This window comes from Granulicella sp. 5B5, from assembly GCF_014083945.1.
Lineage (GTDB): Bacteria > Acidobacteriota > Terriglobia > Terriglobales > Acidobacteriaceae > Granulicella.
Genome location: NZ_CP046444.1, coordinates 2,548,113 through 2,564,410, shown reverse-complemented (window position 1 = coordinate 2,564,410; position 16,298 = coordinate 2,548,113). Strand labels below are relative to the sequence as shown.

Below are 16,298 nucleotides of genomic sequence, written 5' to 3'. Positions count from 1 at the left end.
TCGCAGCTTCCAGGTAGTACCCTTGGAGTCGCATGAGCAACGAAGCCGTCACATCGAACAATCCAGGCACCCCACTCCGCCAGGCCGTTACTCTCATCCTGCTCTTCACCGCCGGCGTCATCAACTTCTTCGATCGCGCCTCGCTCTCGGTCGCCAATAACTCCGTCCGCGCCGAGATGCACCTCTCCGCCACGCAGATGGGCTGGCTTCTCTCCGCCTTCTCGCTCGCCTACGGCATCTCGCAGCTCCCACTCATCACGCTGCTGCCGCGCTTCGGGGCCCGCAAGACCCTCGGCTTCGGCCTCACGCTCTGGTCCGTCGCACAGGTCCTCACAGGTTACGTCCGCGGCTTCTCTGCCTTCATCGTCCTGCGCATTCTTCTCGGCACCGGCGAGGGCCCCTTCTACCCCGCCGGCGTTCAAGCCACTCGCGAGTGGTTCTCCCCACGCTCGCGTGGCCGCGCCACCGCCGTCATGAGCATGTCGCAGACCATCGGCCTCGCCATCGCACCGGCCATCCTCGCTCTGCTTATCCTGCACACCGGCTGGCGCGCCATGTTCATCCTCCTCGGCCTCGCCGGACTCGGCATCGCCATCGCCTGGTACGTCTTCTACCGCTCGCCAGCCAGTGCCACCACCAACATCCCCTCCCACACCACCGACACCCTCGGTTTCCTCCTCCGCCACCGCGTCGTCTGGGGCATGATGCTCGGCTGGGGAGGCATCAACTACACCAACTGGCTCTACATCTCCTGGGTCCCCGGCTACCTCCAGACCGCCCGCCATCTCTCGCTCGCCAACACCGGCTTCCTCGCAGGCATCCCTTTTCTCTTCGGGGCCCTCGGCATGTTTTCGAGCGGGGCCCTTGCCGACTGGCGCACCCGCCACGGCGCCTCCCTCGCCCGCGTCCACTACTCGCAGATCCTCACCGGCATGGTGCTCTCCGCCGCCAGCACCTGGTTCGTCGCCCACGCTACCTCTACCACTGCCGCCATCGCCGGCATCAGCGGTGCGCTCTTCATGATCCACTTCGCCGGCACCTCCGGCTGGGGATACGTCCAGGTTATCGGTGGCCAGCGCTACGTCGGCTCGCTCGGCCCGCTCCAGAACTTCGCCAGCTTCCTCATCGCCTCCGCCGCCCCCGTCATCACCGGCTTCCTCCTCGACACCACGCACTCCTTTACACTCGCCTTGATCATCTGCAGCGTCGTCACGCTCCTCGGCGCGCTCAGTTACGCAACGTTCGGCTCCCCCACCCTGCTCGCACAGGCCGCCGAGGGCTGACAACCCTTTCGGCGCTGTGCTAGCGTTACAGACGAAAAAACACCAGATGTTATCGTCACCAACATCACGCATCGGCTCCCCCAAAAGAGGCTAGGCCCTATGAAATCCGGCAGTGTGATCTTCAACGGCGTCCCCACAGCACTCACTCTCGCCGCGGCCCTCTTCTGCCTCCCTGCCATCCACGCGCAGCGACGTCGCTCCCATCCCCTCATCCCCGCAACACCCAACCTCGGCATCTTCACCCAACAGGCCGACATCGGCACCGTCCTCCACCCCGGCTCCGCCCGCTTCGACCCCGCAAAGAACACCTACACCATCACCGGCTCCGGCGAAAACATGTGGTTCGGCTCCGACGCCTTCCACTTCCTCTTCACCAAAGTCTCCGGCGACGTCTCACTCTCCGCCGACATCGCCTTCGTCGGCGCCACCGGCAACGACCACCGCAAGGCCGTCCTCGTGCTCCGGCAAACCCTCGGCCCCGGCTCCGTCTACATCGACGCCGCCCGCCACGGCAACGGCCTCACCTCCCTCCAGTTCCGCGACGCCCCCAACGCCGACACCCACGAGGTCGAGTCCGCCGTCTCCGCTCCGCAGCGCATCCGCATCCTCAAGCGCGGCAACTACGCCTACCTCTTCGTCTCCGACAACACCGGCAAACTCGCCCCTTCCGGCGCCGCCATGCGCATCCCGCTCACCGGAGACTTCTACATCGGCCTCGGCGTCTGCTCCCACGACAAAGACGTCTCCGAAACCGCCCTCTTCTCCAACGTCGAGCTCCAGCAGCTCCCACCCGCCACCGGCAGCCCCACCCTCTACAGCACGCTCGAAACCGTCCTCGTCGCCTCCACCGACCGTCGCGTCGCCTACGTCTCCCCCACACTCCTCGAAGCCCCCAACTGGACCCGCGACGGCAAGGCCCTCATCTTCAACCAGAGTGGTCTCCTCTACCGTTTCGATCTAGCTACAGCCACCCCCACACAGATCCCCACCGGCCCGCAGTCGCACATCAACAACGACCACGGCCTCTCACCCGACGGCTCCCAGCTCGCCATCAGCGACCAATCCTCACCCGACGCCGCCTCGCGCATCTACCTCCTGCCCACCGCTGGCGGCACACCGCGCCCCATCACCCCCACCGGCCCGTCCTACTGGCACGGCTGGTCACCCGACGGCAGCAGCCTCGCCTTCACCGCTCAACGAAACGGCGACTTCGACATCTACACCGTCCCCGTCGCCGGAGGCGCTGAAACCCGCCTCACCACCGCCAAAGGCCTCGACGACGGCCCCGACTACGCCCCCGACGGCTCCTGGATATACTTCAACTCCGAGCGCTCCGGCCACATGCAGCTCTGGCGCATGAAGCCCGACGGCAGCGTCCAGCAACAAATCCTCACCGAGCCCACCAACGACTGGTTCCCGCACCCCTCGCCCGACGGCAAATGGCTCGTCTACCTCGCCTATGACCCCTCCGTCACCGGCCACCCCGCCGCCAAAGACGTCGAACTCCGCCTCATGTCTCTCGCCGACGGCAAAACCAAACTCCTCGCCAAACTCTTCGGCGGCCAGGGCACCATCAACGTCCCCTCCTGGTCGCCAGACAGCTCCAAACTCGCCTTCGTCAGCTACGAACTCCTCCCGCAGAACTAGTACGCTTATTTTTTGCTTTTGCCGTTGCTTTTGCCGTTGCCGTTGCTTTTCTTTCTTCCATTCCGAGCGCAGCGAGGAACCTGCTTCTCGCTCGTAGAGCCACAACCGCACCCGCTGCCTCACCTGTAACCTCCGGAGCCCGCATGTCCTCATCCCGTCGCGACTTCCTCAAGACCACCGCCATCGCCGGCACCGGCCTCGCCCTCTCACGCAACGCCCTCGCCGCCTCACTTCATCCTGACCCGCTGCACCCCGCCGCAACTGCAGCCCTCGAAGCCCCAACCCACGCCGCCGCTACTCACACCACCGAAGCCTTCACCAAGGGCATCGGCCTCTACCCCGGCGCGCCCTCCCAAAACTTCGCGCCCACCCTCATCCCCGACACCTCCGGCGCCTACCGCAACCTCGCGCTCCTCCGTCCCGCCTTCCACTCCTCCGCCTACGACTACAACCTCACCGCGCAGCTCGTCACCGACGGCATCGTCTCCACCGATCTCCCCACCTGGCTCACCACCCTCGTCAACGGCTCCATCGTCTCCAAGGAGTACCGCGAAGGCCTCGTCAACCACTTCGCCGCCAGTGCCATCGACGTCCCCGGCCCGCAGCCCTCCATCGAGCTCCACCTCGGCGGCGACACTGTCCCCGAGATCGACCGCATCACCCTCTTCGCCGCCGTCCCCAACACCGTCTCCCCCGCCGACCTCATCTTCACCCTCTACACCTCCGCCGACGGCCACACCTGGAGCAAGTCCGCCACCGCCCGCGGCTCCGCTCCCCTGCCTCCCGAAAACTTCCCACCCGACCTTGCCGCCGGCTCGCATCTCCTCCGCATCGCCCTGCCGCTCGCCCAGCCCGGCCGCATCCACTTCTACCGCGTCGACTTCACCCACGCCCACGACGCCACACAAAAAGGCCTCCTCTGGCGCATCGGCGACGTCTCCTTCTACAACGGCGCCCAACGCATCGAAATCGGCGGCCCCTACCACTTCACCAGTGCCTGGAAGTCCGCCGGCCTCGACCAGGAATGGGTCTACGTCGACCTCGGAGCCCACGCCACCTTCGACAAGGTCACCCTCCACTGGATCGCCCGCGCCGCCGAAGGCAAGCTCCAAATCTCCGACGACGCCGCCACCTGGCACGACCTCCACCCGCTCCCCACCACCGACGCTCTTCTCGACGAAATCAAGCTCGCGGCCCCCACGCACGCCCGCTACCTCCGCGTCCTCATGACGCGCCCCGCCACCCCCAACGGCTACATCCTCTCCGAGCTCGAAGTCTTCGGCCGCGGCGGCTACACCATAAAGCCCCATTCCGCTCCACTCCCGTCCACCATCGGCCAGTCGCTCGCCGGAGGCCGCTGGCGCATCCAGCGCGCCGCCAGCGCCCCCGATCTCACCGGCGAATCCCTCTCCACCGTCGGCTTCAAAGACGCCGACTGGCTCCCCGCCACCGTCCCCGGCACCGCGCTCACCTCCTACGTCAACGCTGGCGCCATCCCCGACCCCAACTACGGCCAGAACCAGCTCCACATCTCCGACAGCTTCTTCTACTCCGACTTCTGGTACCGCACCGAATTCCCCTCACCCGCCACCCCCGAAGGCGAGATCGCCTGGCTCAACTTCGACGGCATCAACTGGAAGGCCGAGGTCTACCTCAACGGCGACCGCCTCGGCGACATCGCAGGCGGCTTCACCCGCGGCAACTTCAACATCACCTCCAAACTCAGCACCTCCAAGCCCAACGCCCTCGCCGTCCGCATCCTCAAAAACGCCACCCCCGGCAGCTGCAAGCAAAAGACCTGGCAGACCACCGGCAAAAACGGCGGCGCCCTCGGCGCGGACAACCCCACCTACCACGCCTCCATCGGCTGGGACTGGATACCCACCATCCGCGGCCGCAACACCGGCATCTGGGCCGACGTCTCGCTCACCCACACCGGAGCCGTCACCCTCGAAGACCCGCTCGTCACCAGCAAACTCCCTCTGCCCGACATCACCAGCGCCGAAGTCTCCCTGGAACTCTTCGCCGTCAACCACACCGCCACCTCCGTCACCGGCACCCTCCACGGCACCTTCGGCGAACTAACATTCGAGCACCCCGTCACCCTCGCCCCCAACGAGCGCCGCGCCATCCAGCTCAAACCGCTGCACATCGCCGCCCCCAAACTCTGGTGGCCCACCGGCTACGGCAACCCGCACCTCTACGACGTCGCCCTCCGCTTCGAAGCCGAAGGCCGCACCCACCACACCGCCGCCTTCAAAGCCGGCATCCGTCAGATGACCGCCGACGAGAACGGCGGCAACCTGCACCTCTACATCAACGGACGCCGTTTCATCGCCCGTGGCGGCAACTGGGGCTTCGGCGAAAACAATCTCCTCTACCGCGCCCGCGAGTACGACATCGCCGTCCGCTACCACCGCGAGATGAACTTCACCATGATCCGCAACTGGGTCGGCCAGATCGGCGACGACGCCTTCTTCGAGGCCTGCGACCGCCACGGCATCGTCGTCTGGCAGGACTTCTGGCTCGCCAACCCCTGGGACGGCCCCATCCCCGACGACAACACCCTCTTCCTCAACAACGCCCGCGACTTCATCAGCCGCATCCGCCGCCACGCCAGCATCGGCCTCTACTGCGGCCGCAACGAGTGGTTCCCACCCGCCCCGCTCGACAAAGGCATCCCCGCGCTCCTCTCCGAGCTCCACCCCGGCATCCACTACATCGGTAGCTCCGCCGACGGCCCCGTCAGCGGCCACGGCCCTTACCGCGCCCTCCTGCCGCCCTTCTACTTCGAGCACGCCGACCCCAAGCTCCACTCCGAGCTCGGCGCCCCCAACATCCCACCCTACGACAGCCTCGACCTCATGATGCCGAAGTCCGCCCAATGGCCGCAGGCCCTCGACTGGGGCCTCCACGACTTCACCCTCGAAGGCGCGCAGGGCGGCACCACCTTCCTCAGCATGATCGCCGACAACTACGGCGGTGCCACCAACGCCCGCGACTGGACCACCCTAGCTCAGTTCGTCAACTACGACACCTACCGCGCCATGTTCGAAGCGCAATCCAAGTACCGCATGGGCCTGCTCCTCTGGATGAGCCATCCCTGCTGGCCCTCCTTCGTCTGGCAGACCTACGACTACTTCTTCGAGCCCACCGCCGCCTACTTTGCCTGCAAAAAGGCCTCCGAGCCCGTCCATATCCAGTGGAACGCCTTCGCCGACACCCTCGAAGTCGTCAACTACAACGCCGGCGACCTCACCGCCCTCACCGCCACCCTCGAAATCTTCAACCTCGACGGCTCCAGCCAGCTCAAAAAATCCGCCGCCCTCTCCAGCCGCGAAGACTCCACCGTCACCGTCATGCCCATCGAGTACCCCGCGACCCTCAGCGCCGTCCACTTCCTGCGCCTCACCCTTACCCAGCATGGCAAGGTCCTCTCCCAGAACCTCTACCACCGAGGCACCGTCAAGGACGACTACCACGCCCTCCGCGCCCTCGCCAAAGCCCACGTCACCGCGCAAACCACCACCGCCCGCCAGCAGGACCGCTGGCTCCTCACCGCCACCCTCACCAACACCTCACCAACACCCGCCGTCTTCGTCCGCCTCAAGGCCATCCGCCAGACGACCAAGGACCGCATCCTCCCCGCCATCTACTCCGACAACTACATCACCCTCATGCCCAACGAAACCCGCACCCTCACCATCGACCTCGCCCACGCCGACACCCGCAACGAACAGCCCGCCCTAACCCTCGAAGGCTTCAACCTCTAATCCATCCGCTATACATCTGGGTGCCCTACTCATGACAGTTCCCTCGTCATGAGTAGGGCGACACTGCCTACCCCACCACAGCCACCGTGGCGAAACTCCGCGTTAAACTTCGCGCACTTTGCGGGAGCCCTTCGCCCGCGCCACCACCATCACAGCCCCTGACGCTCCTACTTCGTATCCAGATTCACCGTCACCCTATGCTCGGACGTCCGCAGCTCCGGCATCGCCCCATCGTTCACCAGCACCTCCGTCGGCTTCGCCTCGATGACCACCCGCTCCGTCGCACTCGACAGCCCCGCCACATGGATCGACTTCGTCACACTCAGCTCGCCCGCATGGAGCACCAGCGGCACCTCCGCCGCAGCAGCACCCTCATTCCTCACCGTCACGCTCACCAGCCATCCGTTCTGATGCCCCTGCCCCGCCGGCAGTGGCCGCGGCGTCACCTCACTGATCGTCAGGTCCGGCAGCCCGCGATCATGCAGCACCCAGTCGTCAAAGAACCACGCCAGGTCCTTCTTGCTCGTCTTCTCCAGAATCCCCTCCAGCGCCAGCGCCTTCTCGCTCGCCGTCTGCTGCGAAGGCGGCTGCGCCAGCCACGTCGTCAACCCGATCTGCAGGTCCTGGTCGCCCACCACCGACCGTAGCGCCCACCACGTCGCCGCTGCCTTCCGCCGGTAGTAGATCTCATCATGCGCCGCAATCAGCGGCTGCCCAATGTCCTCACTATGCAACGTCTGCGCATCCGGCTCCGCAATCGCCACCGGCCGCAGCAGCTCATGCAGAGCATCCGCAGCCGCCCCACGTCCCTGCCGCTGCTCCGTGTACATCAGCGCCATAAACTCTGCGAGCCCGTCATCCACCCACGGCTCGCCCGTCTGCACCCACGCATGCGTCAGGCTGTGCAGCAGCGCCATCTCGCCCGTCGACGCCCCCACCGCGCTCACCGGAGCCACCAGCAACGGCCCATCCTCAAACGGCTGCCCGTCATGGTCGATCACCGTCAGCGCCGACACCGGATGCACTCCAAACCACTGCTGTAGCTGCGGCGCCAGCGTCAACGCGCTCTCACTCAACCGCGGCACCGCCGCCTCATCGTTCGTCACCACCGCCAGTAAATCCTCGGAGTCCTTCCCACCCGCACGGCTCAACGGGGCCGTCAGCGTCTCCGCATGGTCCACCGTAAATAGACTCATCGGCCGAAATCCCAGCCGCTCCTCCACAAACTCCGCCGTCGCAATCCCGCTGCCCGACGCCACCGGCGCATCGCTGTTGTCCGACACCGCCACCAGCTTCGCCCGCCGTCCGCAGAAGTACACCGCCTCCGGCGCATCGCCCTCGTACGCCACCGACACCCGCAGCCGCACCCGCGCATCCTCCTCGCGCAGCCGCGACGCGCCCACCGCCTCAAACAGCTTGTTCCCGTCCCCCAAGAACAACTGCGGCTCGGCCACCGGATACCACAGCACATTCCCGAACCCGCGCAGCATCACGCCCGCCGGCGCAATCGTATCCCAGTCCGACGCCAGCGCCTGCCCTTCATCCGCGCCAATCCGCTCCAGCCGCGCCCCGCTCGGCTCAATCTTCCCGCCATACAGTGTGTCCAGCACCGCCGACTCGCCCACCGCCAGCGCCCGCGGCAGCTCCACCACCATCTCGTCGCACTTGCCCGTGTGGTCGGCGTCCGTCTCGATCACATGCTGCACCACCGCCAGCTTCACCCGCGCCGCATCCGAGCCCTCACTCAGCAGCACCGCGCTCTCCCACTGCAGCGTCGACGACACCTGCAGCGCCACCCGCGTCAGCGGTGCGTTGCCATCGTTCCGCACCGTCACCCGCGCATGCATCTCCAGTCCTGCGCTCACCGGAGTCACCCGGGCATCCAGGTCCCACGCCGTGATCGTCAGCGCCCCGCGCTCCGCATCGCTCAACGCGCTGCCCTTCAGCGCCTCATCACCCTCTTTGGCCTCGCTGGCCGCCTTCGCCGTAGCCGCCTCACCCGGCGCAGCTTCACTCGGAGCTGCGGCATCCCCCGCATGGCGCTCAAACAGCACCGTCCCCTTCGGCGGCGGCAAAGCATCCGCCGGAGCCTCAGCAGGCGCTGTCGTCTGCGCCGCCGGTGCCTGTTGTGGAGCCTGCGCCCCAGCCACGGAGCCAAGGCTCCCTGCGAACCATCCCAGAACCACAACTGCGAGCGTACTTTTCAAAAACGTCAAGATCCCAAACCTTTGCGCGGCTTCTCCGGTTTAGACGCAACCGCCGTCACTTGAGGGCCGCGCCGCTGCCGCATCGCCTCATACATCACCACCGCCCCCGCAACCGACACATTCAGCGAGTTCACGCTCCCCGCCATCGGTATCCGCAGCAGATGGTCACAGTTCCGTTTGATCAGCTCATGCAGCCCCGACCCCTCGCTGCCCAACACCAGGCACGTGTCCTGCCTGAAGTCGAAGTCCGTATAGTCCGGCGTCCCTCGCTCATCCAGCCCGACGATCCACACATGCCGCTGCTTCATCGTCTCCAGCGCCCGCGCCAGGTTCACCACCTTCGCAATCCGCACATGCTCGCTCGCACCAGCCGAGCTCTTCGCCACCGTCCCCGTCAGCGGAGCCGACCGCCGCTCCGGCAGCACCACCCCATCAATCCCCGCCCCGTCCGCAGACCGCAACAGCGCCCCCAGGTTATGCGGGTCTTCCACCCCATCCAGCGCCAGCAGAAACCGGTGCCCCGAAGCCCCCACCGGCGCCTCCAGCAGGTCCTCCAGCGCCAGGAACTTCCGCTCCTTCAAAAACGCCACCACACCCTGGTGCATGTCCGTCTTCGCATGCTTGTCCAGCTGCACGCGCGGCTCCATCGTCACACGGACCTTCGCCACGCGCGCCGTCTCCACCAGCCGCTCCACCTTCGGGTCGCGCCGCTCCCGCGCCACGCTGATGTGATCTATCTGTCGCGCACCCGACTTAAGCGCCTCTTCCACCGGGTGCAGCCCATACAAAACATCCATCCATCCAGTGTATAAGCCCATACTTATCTCGCCAGACCGCCGTTGCCGTTGCTTGTTTTCCTCTGCGACCTCTGCGGGCTTTTACATTGCGCCCTCTGCGTTCCCGCTTTTACCGCAGCAAGCGCCGCAGGCGCGAGCATACCCGCCTTACCACTTACTACTCCTCACCACCCGCAAAACGACCGAAACCACCCCGAAATCTCCCTCCATACAAGAAAAACCTCAAACATCGCGACTTTTTCCGATACTCTGGCGTCTGAACTGTTGTACAGACCTCCAGAGGGCCACTCCCTTGCGATCCGCCACGATCCTGACTGCCGAAGCCGTCGCCGCCATCGAGCGTGAAAACGCCGAGATCGCCCGTGGCCTCAAGCGTCAGGACCCGGAGCTCCTCGACCGCCTCATCGAAACCTATCAGCACCGCCTCATGCGCTACCTCGTCTTCCTGACGAACAAGCGCGAGGTCGCCGAAGACCTCTTCCAGGAGGTCTGGATTCGCGTCCTCCGCCGCGGCTCGCAGTACAACGGCAAGGCCCGCTTCGACACCTGGATCTTCACCATCGCCCGCAACCTCGTCATCGACCTCTCCCGCAAGCGCACCATGGCTTCGCTCGACGAGATGCGCGAGGGCGGCGACGACGAGCGCCCCTTCGAGATCGCCGAGGACTCACCCTCCCCCCTCGAGCAGTTTGAGGTCCGCGAGAACGCCAGCGAGATCGCCGCCGTCCTCCTCACCCTCGAACCCAGCTACCGCGAGGTCCTCACCCTTCGCTTCCACGAGGAGATGTCCCTCGAAGAGATCGCCGGCGTCACCCGCGCCCCGCTCTCCACCGTCAAGTCCCGTCTCTATCGCGGCCTCGCCGCCCTCAAGCCGGAGCTCCTCAAGCTCCGCGCTCAAAAATCTGCAGGAGTGCGCTCATGAGCACTCCGCAAGTCGATCCCCGTTTCTCTAACGCCCGGGCCTCCGTCGTCAACCGGACCCACCGCATCATCCGCGCCGAAGCCATTACCCTGCAGGAGCAGAAGCAGAAGAAGCGCAGCCTCTGGGCCCCCATCGCCATCGTCTCGGGCCTACTGCTGGTCTGCTGCTACGCCATGTGGTCCATCCTCGGCAACTATGACATCACGCCTAACGGCGTGCCGGACGCCAGCGATCAGCTCCTGATTTTGTTACTGTGGTCGCTGCCCGTTACCCTGCTTGTCCTCGGTGCCGTCTGGTTCAAGCGGGGGCGGGGGCGTTCCAATAATGGTGAGGTGCCGCGATGACCAACTGGATGAACCCACGGCAGCGTGAAACAGGAACGGCAGGCGACGACGAACTGCGCATGATCCCGCGCTGGTCGCAGGCTCTCGCGATCGTCCTCTTCGCCGCCATGCAGTACGTCTTCCACGTCGTCATGCCGCACCATAAGCATGAGATGTTGCCCATGCGCCTGATGATGGGCTACGCGTGGGGCACCATGGTCGCCAGCTACGCCCTGCTGCTCGGCTACGTCAGCCAGGACGTCAAGCGCCGCGGCATGTCCGCCGGTCTCTGGATGCTCGTCTGCGTTGTCCTCCCGGGCGGCATCGGCGCCGTCGTCTACTTCATCCTGCGCCAGCCTGTCCTGTCGCGCTGCCCAAATTGTTCCACGCAGATCGACGCCACCGATCACTTCTGCTCGCAGTGCCAGTTCCAGATGTCCCCCGTCTGCGGCCTCTGCCATCGCGGCGTCAAGATCACCGACGTCTTCTGCACCCAGTGCGGCCACGATCTCGCCGAGGACGGCGCACCAGCCCGCCTCCGCGTCTACAGCGACCAGTAGCCCTCTCGCCTACTTCGACAGCCGTCCCGTCAGCATCAGGTCAATCGCGACGTCGTTGTCAGCTTTCCAGATCAAAAAGCTCGGGTTCTTCAGGCCCCACTGGACATACGGCACGACAAAATCGGCTTTGGCCGTTGCACTGGAGCCATCCAGATGCACCACCATCGGAATCGTCATCTCATGAGGCGTGCCCAGCAACGTAAATATCCCCATCACCCGGATCGTCGAGTCCCCTGATGCAGCAATAGCGCCCGTGTAGGACTTCGGCTCAAACATGACCGTCGCATACTGCTCGACGTGCAGGATGTCATTCTTCATCTTCTTGTCGCGACTGTCATTGCCGGTCTTCCCGCTGGCAGCGAGCACGACCACCGAACCCGACATCCGGGGATTACCGTGATCGAATTCAATCGAGCCGGATTGGACATGAAAGGTCCCGTTCACAATCTCGTGGGTAGTCTTGAGCGTCATCCTGACCTCGCTCGCATCGGGATTGACCGCAAAGGTCTGACGCTGCCCCAAAGCGGCTGGAGCGAGCATGACAGCGAGAGCGAAGAGGGCGAAGGATTTCATTGCATTCTCTCCTGGAAGCTTTGGCTGGCTTCCGGCAGCTACTTCAGTTGACGACCATCTGTGGTGCGGCAGCGGAGGGCTGGGTAACGCGTGTGAGCTTAGCCGTCACGCGCATCACGCCGGGCCAGACCCTCAGGCAAAACGGCAGGATGGCGCGCGCAAACGCATTGTTCAAACCATCGGCTGCAACTTCGGCAAGCCGCATCTGGGCCACCAGTGCCGACCGCAACCGCGGCTGGAACGCCGTTGCTGGCTCCCCAGCGACATAGGCCGCAACCGCGCACCGCGCAGTATGCAGCGCGATCGAGATGCCATCCCCGGTGAACGACGGGATAACCGCCGCCTGGTCGCCGATGCAATACAGACCCTCGTCCGTCGAGCGCCGGATATACCCATACGGGATATGGGTGATCGCAATTGGCTTCGCAATCAATGACTCCGCACCCTCAAGCCTCATCGCGAGGTGCGGACAGTCCCGCTTCATCTTCTCTAGTAGGTTCTCCCACCGATGCCCCACCCGCGCCAGATGCCGTCCCTGTATCACCCAGCAGAGGTTTGCGATGCCGCCCTCCACCGGCTGGATGCCACCATAACCTCCGGGAAACAGCATCAGCTCGGAGGCGTCCCCCAGGTCAGCGTACTGCGCCGCCGACAGTCGAAAATACAGCTTGAACGCAACCCACTGCTCCGGATCTTTAGGGCGCGTGTGGCCGCGCAGATCATGTTTGCCCGTGGCCAGAAACGCCGTGGGAGCCTCGCGGCTCGTCCCGTCGTCAAGCGTCGCCCACCACGCGCCCTCTGTCGTACGGCTCAAAGACTGCACGCTCCGGCCGCGCTCTACGCGGACTCCAGCCGCGACAGCCTCCGCAGTCATCGCGGTATCGAGCGCCTTGCGCGTCAGCGACGCCGCGGCAAAGGGCAGGGGTGCCTCCGCCGCCCGTCGCGCTGCGGCAAGCCGCACGTTGTGGATGGGCACCGCGCCCAAGGCCGCCACATCGATGCCCAGCGCATGCAGGTCTTCAAGCGCTTCCCCGCTCAGGAACTCTCCGCATACCTTGTGGCGTGGCGTGGGCTCGCGTTCGATCAACGTTACGCTGCGGCCCTTGCGAGCGAGCGCAATCGCGGCAGCACAACCTGCCACTCCACCACCGAGTATCAACACCTCATCTTGCAAAATATTCCCTTTCTAATGTGCCGATGTTCCATCTGCAGCGGACTTCCTCCCCCGTAGACGGTTAGATGTCACCTCGGCACTTCATTCTGTACGAATCTTCATCTCGCAACGCAACACTGGTTCACCGAATCCTGGCCCGCCATCAAAAACTCACTCACGACGCGTAGTCAGCTCGCGCCAGTTGAGGCCGATCTCCACGATCAGCAGCGACGCAAGCGTAAAAGCAATCACCCCAACGGCCGACAGCGTGTCTCCCAAATGGCTCCAGTAGCGCGGCCACAGGTTCAGCACGCGACTGGAGATAAACGTAAACGTCACAGCATACGAGCGCGCCATCCATTGCCGGTGCTGCACGATGTAGCGGTTGCGCGCCGTGATGAACGCGGCGGTGGTACATACCATCCACGCGGCAGCCTGCATGGAGGTCCCCGGTAGCCCCGGCCGCCCCGCAGCAAGAGCAATACCCGTGAACGAACCAACAAACACCGACACTACATAGATGCGACCCAGGACACGATGCAGCTGAAGATAGCGCTGCCGAATCCTCGAGGAAAAGTTGATGGGACCGATCAACAGCGCGAACGTCCCGGCGATCGTATGCGGAATCAGCAGATGCCGGTCCGCGATCACCTGCAGACGGTACGCGTGATACATCGGATAGTCGGTGATCAGCAGCACCTCTGAGGTGATGAAGACAAACAGCACCGTCAATCCAAGCCCAGCCCACAGCACCATCTTGAATCTCGAAGCAGCAGCCGTAGTGGGCTTTACCAGCGTGGTCGTTTGCATCACTCGCCTCCCAGTGTCGCCGTCTTCACTTCCATCGCCCCACGCACAACCGTCCGGGTCGCCAGGGTTCCACGGTCACTGGCTCGCGCGGAACATCAGCCGCCGCCAGCAACCGTTCCCAATCCTCTTTGCGAAACGCTCGCTGAAACGACACCGGTCCATCATGCCGTACAAAACGGTGCCATCCGATCTTGCCCGCCATCCACTCAAACGCCCGGCACGCCCACTCCGACCGCTCCAGATCGTTGATGAACCAACCCACCTGCGCCGTCGCTTCCATCCACTGCAGCAGGTCGATGATCTCTCCGTCTTCCAGGTGGTGCGCCATCAGTGAGCTCACCACGATATCGACCGGCTTCTCTGTCCTGTACGTCAGCGCATTGCCGGCGACCCACTCGATCCCGAACTCCTTCGGCGTGGACTCCGCCGCCACACGCACTGCATAAGGGTTCAAATCAATCCCCGTCAGCTGCACAGGAATCTCCCGTCTGCGCGCCCATCCTGCAATCTGCCGCAACAGATCGCCGCCACCGCACCCTACATCGACGATGTGTATCGGCTCACGCAGCGTACACGGAAGCCGCTCAAGCCACGCCAGCGTCGGACGATACCCCAGCAGCCACCGGTTCACATTTTCCAGGCTGCGCAGGCAGGCTCGGAAGTCCTCATAACTACAGTCGCCATCCATCAACTCCGGCAACTCACGCGGTGAAACTCGTTCGCTAAAATCTATCTGTGCCCTGGACCACATGAAAACGCATCGTCTCCTGATTGAGCGGAAGCTGATTGAGCGAAGGTTAGTTGAGCGGAAGTTTGCCTACGACCTTCCTCTTCAGCCATTGAGGCCGATGCTCATGCAGCCCATGCGCCATTCGATGAGGGAAAGTTAACAACTACTCGTTGAGACGAGTGCTCTGTCCTCTTGATAGCACCTTGCGGAAGGCAAATGGCGTGACGATTTGTTCATGGGTACTTTATGACAATGCACAGACAAATCCGTGAAGATCGTGCGGGTGCTCATCGATGACGGCCGTGTCATAGGCTGGATCAACGTACCCCGTGACGCCCTCACCCTGCCCGGCGTAGCATCACATCATGGCTGTACCCCTCACCGCCCTCATCATCGACGACGAACCCCTCGCCCGGCAGGAGCTCCAGTACCTCCTCGACGCCGCCGGCGATGTCCAGGTCGTCGCCCAGGGCGATAACGGCATCGACGCCGTCGACCTCATCCGCACCCACAAACCCGACGTCATCTTCCTCGACGTCCGCATGCCCGGCCTCGACGGCTTCGCCGTCCTCAAAAAAGTCCTCCAGCTCGACCGCAAAGCGCGCCTCCCGCAAGTCGTCTTCGCCACCGCCTTCGACCAGTACGCCGTCAAGGCCTTCGAAGTAAACGCAGTCGACTACCTCCTCAAACCCTTCGACTCCAGGCGCGTCGTCAAGACCCTTGAAAAGGTCCGCCACCAGATCGTCCAGAACCAGATCGCCGACGACAAGCGCGCCCGCCAGCAAACCGCAGCCCCCCCGGCAGCCGAGTCCAAGCCTCTCCCCGAACCTAAGACCAAAACCCCCGAGCGCGACGACAAGCGTCCCACCGGCTTCGCCGGCCTCGTCGCCGGAGCTGAAGCCAAGCTCGACGCCCTCCTCCGCATGGTCGAGGAGCAGGCCGCGCAGGTCCCCGCTCTCCTCGCCGGCTCCTCCAATTCAAGCCCGGCCACGCCTCTCGGCCGCACCGGCAAGATCGTCGTCCGCGCCCAGAACCGCCTTCTCCTCGTCGACCAGCGCGAGCTCTGCTTCGCCTCCATCGAGGAGGGCCGCATCTCCGTCGTCACCCGCACCCTCGAAGGCGAGTCCAACTGCCGCACCCTCGAAGAGCTCATGGAGCAGCTCGACCCCGAGCACTTCTGGCGCGCCCACCGCTCCTACGTCGTCAACCTCCAGCACATCCGCGAGGTCGTCCCCTGGTTCAAATCCAGCTACCAGCTCCGCATGGACGACCGCAAACAAACCGAGATCCCCGTCAGCCGCGCCCAGACCCGCCGCCTCCGCGAACTCTTCAACCTATAGGGCGCTCTGTCAACCCCCATGCGCACCACAAACACCCCAACCCCAACAAACCAAACCACTAAGCCCTCAAAACCAAAAACACTTTCCCTGCCTCCGCCTCGTATACTGGAGATAGGGCACAGAAAACCCGAAACCCGGAACCCAAGACCCCAAACCCATAGCCAAAAATGGGGTTGGCAC

13 protein-coding genes are annotated in these 16,298 nt (G+C 64.4%); 7 read left to right on the top strand and 6 right to left on the bottom strand.

Annotation, left to right across the window (positions count from 1 at the left end; genetic code table 11):
- The first annotated feature begins 32 nt into the window (after positions 1 to 32).
- The 3 genes from GOB94_RS10735 to GOB94_RS10725 all read left to right on the top strand — a co-directional run bounded on the left by GOB94_RS10735 (position 33) and on the right by GOB94_RS10725 (position 6,703).
- Positions 33 to 1,283, top strand: coding sequence for an MFS transporter (locus GOB94_RS10735; RefSeq protein ID WP_182275921.1), 1,251 nt, complete (start codon positions 33 to 35; stop codon positions 1,281 to 1,283).
- A 99-nt stretch (positions 1,284 to 1,382) separates the two neighbouring features.
- Complete coding sequence (locus tag GOB94_RS10730; protein ID WP_182275920.1) at positions 1,383 to 2,930, top strand: PD40 domain-containing protein; 1,548 nt, start codon at positions 1,383 to 1,385, stop codon at positions 2,928 to 2,930.
- Between the two features lie 143 nt (positions 2,931 to 3,073).
- A complete protein-coding gene (locus GOB94_RS10725) occupies positions 3,074 to 6,703 on the top strand; it encodes a discoidin domain-containing protein (RefSeq protein ID WP_182275919.1) in 3,630 nt (1,209 codons plus the stop codon).
- Between the two features lie 167 nt (positions 6,704 to 6,870).
- Here GOB94_RS10725 and GOB94_RS10720 read toward each other — a convergent pair whose 3' ends face one another.
- Both GOB94_RS10720 and rlmB read right to left on the bottom strand, forming a co-directional pair.
- A complete protein-coding gene (locus GOB94_RS10720) occupies positions 6,871 to 8,919 on the bottom strand; it encodes a hypothetical protein (RefSeq protein ID WP_182275918.1) in 2,049 nt (682 codons plus the stop codon).
- Positions 8,916 to 9,707, bottom strand: a complete 792-nt coding sequence (gene rlmB / locus GOB94_RS10715; RefSeq protein WP_182275917.1) for a 23S rRNA (guanosine(2251)-2'-O)-methyltransferase RlmB — start codon at positions 9,705 to 9,707, stop codon at positions 8,916 to 8,918. Before rlmB ends, GOB94_RS10720 begins: the two co-directional genes overlap by 4 nt.
- Positions 9,708 to 9,999: 292 nt before the next feature.
- Here rlmB and GOB94_RS10710 point away from each other — a divergent pair, with 292 nt between their 5' ends.
- Genes GOB94_RS10710 through GOB94_RS10700 form a run of 3 tightly spaced genes read left to right on the top strand, consistent with a single transcriptional unit; the run spans position 10,000 to position 11,512 of the window.
- Complete coding sequence (locus tag GOB94_RS10710; protein WP_182275916.1) at positions 10,000 to 10,629, top strand: sigma-70 family RNA polymerase sigma factor; 630 nt, start codon at positions 10,000 to 10,002, stop codon at positions 10,627 to 10,629.
- Positions 10,626 to 10,973 (top strand): hypothetical protein, encoded by a 348-nt coding sequence (locus GOB94_RS10705; RefSeq protein ID WP_182275915.1) that lies wholly within the window; start codon positions 10,626 to 10,628, stop codon positions 10,971 to 10,973. Before GOB94_RS10710 ends, GOB94_RS10705 begins: the two co-directional genes overlap by 4 nt.
- Entirely contained in the window at positions 10,970 to 11,512 is a 543-nt protein-coding gene (locus GOB94_RS10700) for a zinc ribbon domain-containing protein (RefSeq protein WP_182275914.1), read from the top strand. Before GOB94_RS10705 ends, GOB94_RS10700 begins: the two co-directional genes overlap by 4 nt.
- A gap of 9 nt (positions 11,513 to 11,521) precedes the next feature.
- Here the strand turns inward: GOB94_RS10700 and GOB94_RS10695 are convergent, their stop codons facing one another.
- The 4 genes from GOB94_RS10695 to GOB94_RS10680 form a co-directional block, all read right to left on the bottom strand.
- The gene (locus tag GOB94_RS10695; protein ID WP_182275913.1) at positions 11,522 to 12,085 is read right to left on the bottom strand and encodes a YceI family protein; all 564 of its coding nucleotides are present in this window, start codon (positions 12,083 to 12,085) and stop codon (positions 11,522 to 11,524) included.
- 43 nt (positions 12,086 to 12,128) lie between these two features.
- Complete coding sequence (locus GOB94_RS10690) at positions 12,129 to 13,259, bottom strand: FAD-dependent oxidoreductase (protein WP_182275912.1); 1,131 nt, start codon at positions 13,257 to 13,259, stop codon at positions 12,129 to 12,131.
- Between the two features lie 150 nt (positions 13,260 to 13,409).
- Complete coding sequence (locus GOB94_RS10685; protein WP_182275911.1) at positions 13,410 to 14,048, bottom strand: DUF2306 domain-containing protein; 639 nt, start codon at positions 14,046 to 14,048, stop codon at positions 13,410 to 13,412.
- Positions 14,049 to 14,073: 25 nt separating this feature from the next.
- Entirely contained in the window at positions 14,074 to 14,748 is a 675-nt protein-coding gene (locus GOB94_RS10680) for a methyltransferase domain-containing protein (protein WP_255483852.1), read from the bottom strand.
- Between the two features lie 395 nt (positions 14,749 to 15,143).
- Here GOB94_RS10680 and GOB94_RS10675 point away from each other — a divergent pair, with 395 nt between their 5' ends.
- Complete coding sequence (locus GOB94_RS10675) at positions 15,144 to 16,118, top strand: response regulator transcription factor (RefSeq protein WP_182275909.1); 975 nt, start codon at positions 15,144 to 15,146, stop codon at positions 16,116 to 16,118.
- Positions 16,119 to 16,298: the final 180 nt, after the last annotated feature.

Excerpts from the sequence above, each read along its gene's own strand:
- GOB94_RS10735 (WP_182275921.1), top strand. The coding sequence starts at position 33 with ATGAGCAACGAAGCCGTCACATCGAACAATCCAGGCACCCCACTCCGC.
- GOB94_RS10700 (WP_182275914.1), top strand. The coding sequence starts at position 10,970 with ATGACCAACTGGATGAACCCACGGCAGCGTGAAACAGGAACGGCAGGC.
- GOB94_RS10675 (WP_182275909.1), top strand. The coding sequence starts at position 15,144 with ATGGCTGTACCCCTCACCGCCCTCATCATCGACGACGAACCCCTCGCC.
- GOB94_RS10695 (WP_182275913.1), bottom strand. The coding sequence starts at position 12,085 with ATGAAATCCTTCGCCCTCTTCGCTCTCGCTGTCATGCTCGCTCCAGCC.
- GOB94_RS10730 (WP_182275920.1), top strand. The coding sequence starts at position 1,383 with ATGAAATCCGGCAGTGTGATCTTCAACGGCGTCCCCACAGCACTCACT.
- GOB94_RS10685 (WP_182275911.1), bottom strand. The coding sequence starts at position 14,048 with ATGCAAACGACCACGCTGGTAAAGCCCACTACGGCTGCTGCTTCGAGA.
- GOB94_RS10705 (WP_182275915.1), top strand. The coding sequence starts at position 10,626 with ATGAGCACTCCGCAAGTCGATCCCCGTTTCTCTAACGCCCGGGCCTCC.
- GOB94_RS10725 (WP_182275919.1), top strand. The coding sequence starts at position 3,074 with ATGTCCTCATCCCGTCGCGACTTCCTCAAGACCACCGCCATCGCCGGC.
- rlmB (WP_182275917.1), bottom strand. The coding sequence starts at position 9,707 with ATGGATGTTTTGTATGGGCTGCACCCGGTGGAAGAGGCGCTTAAGTCG.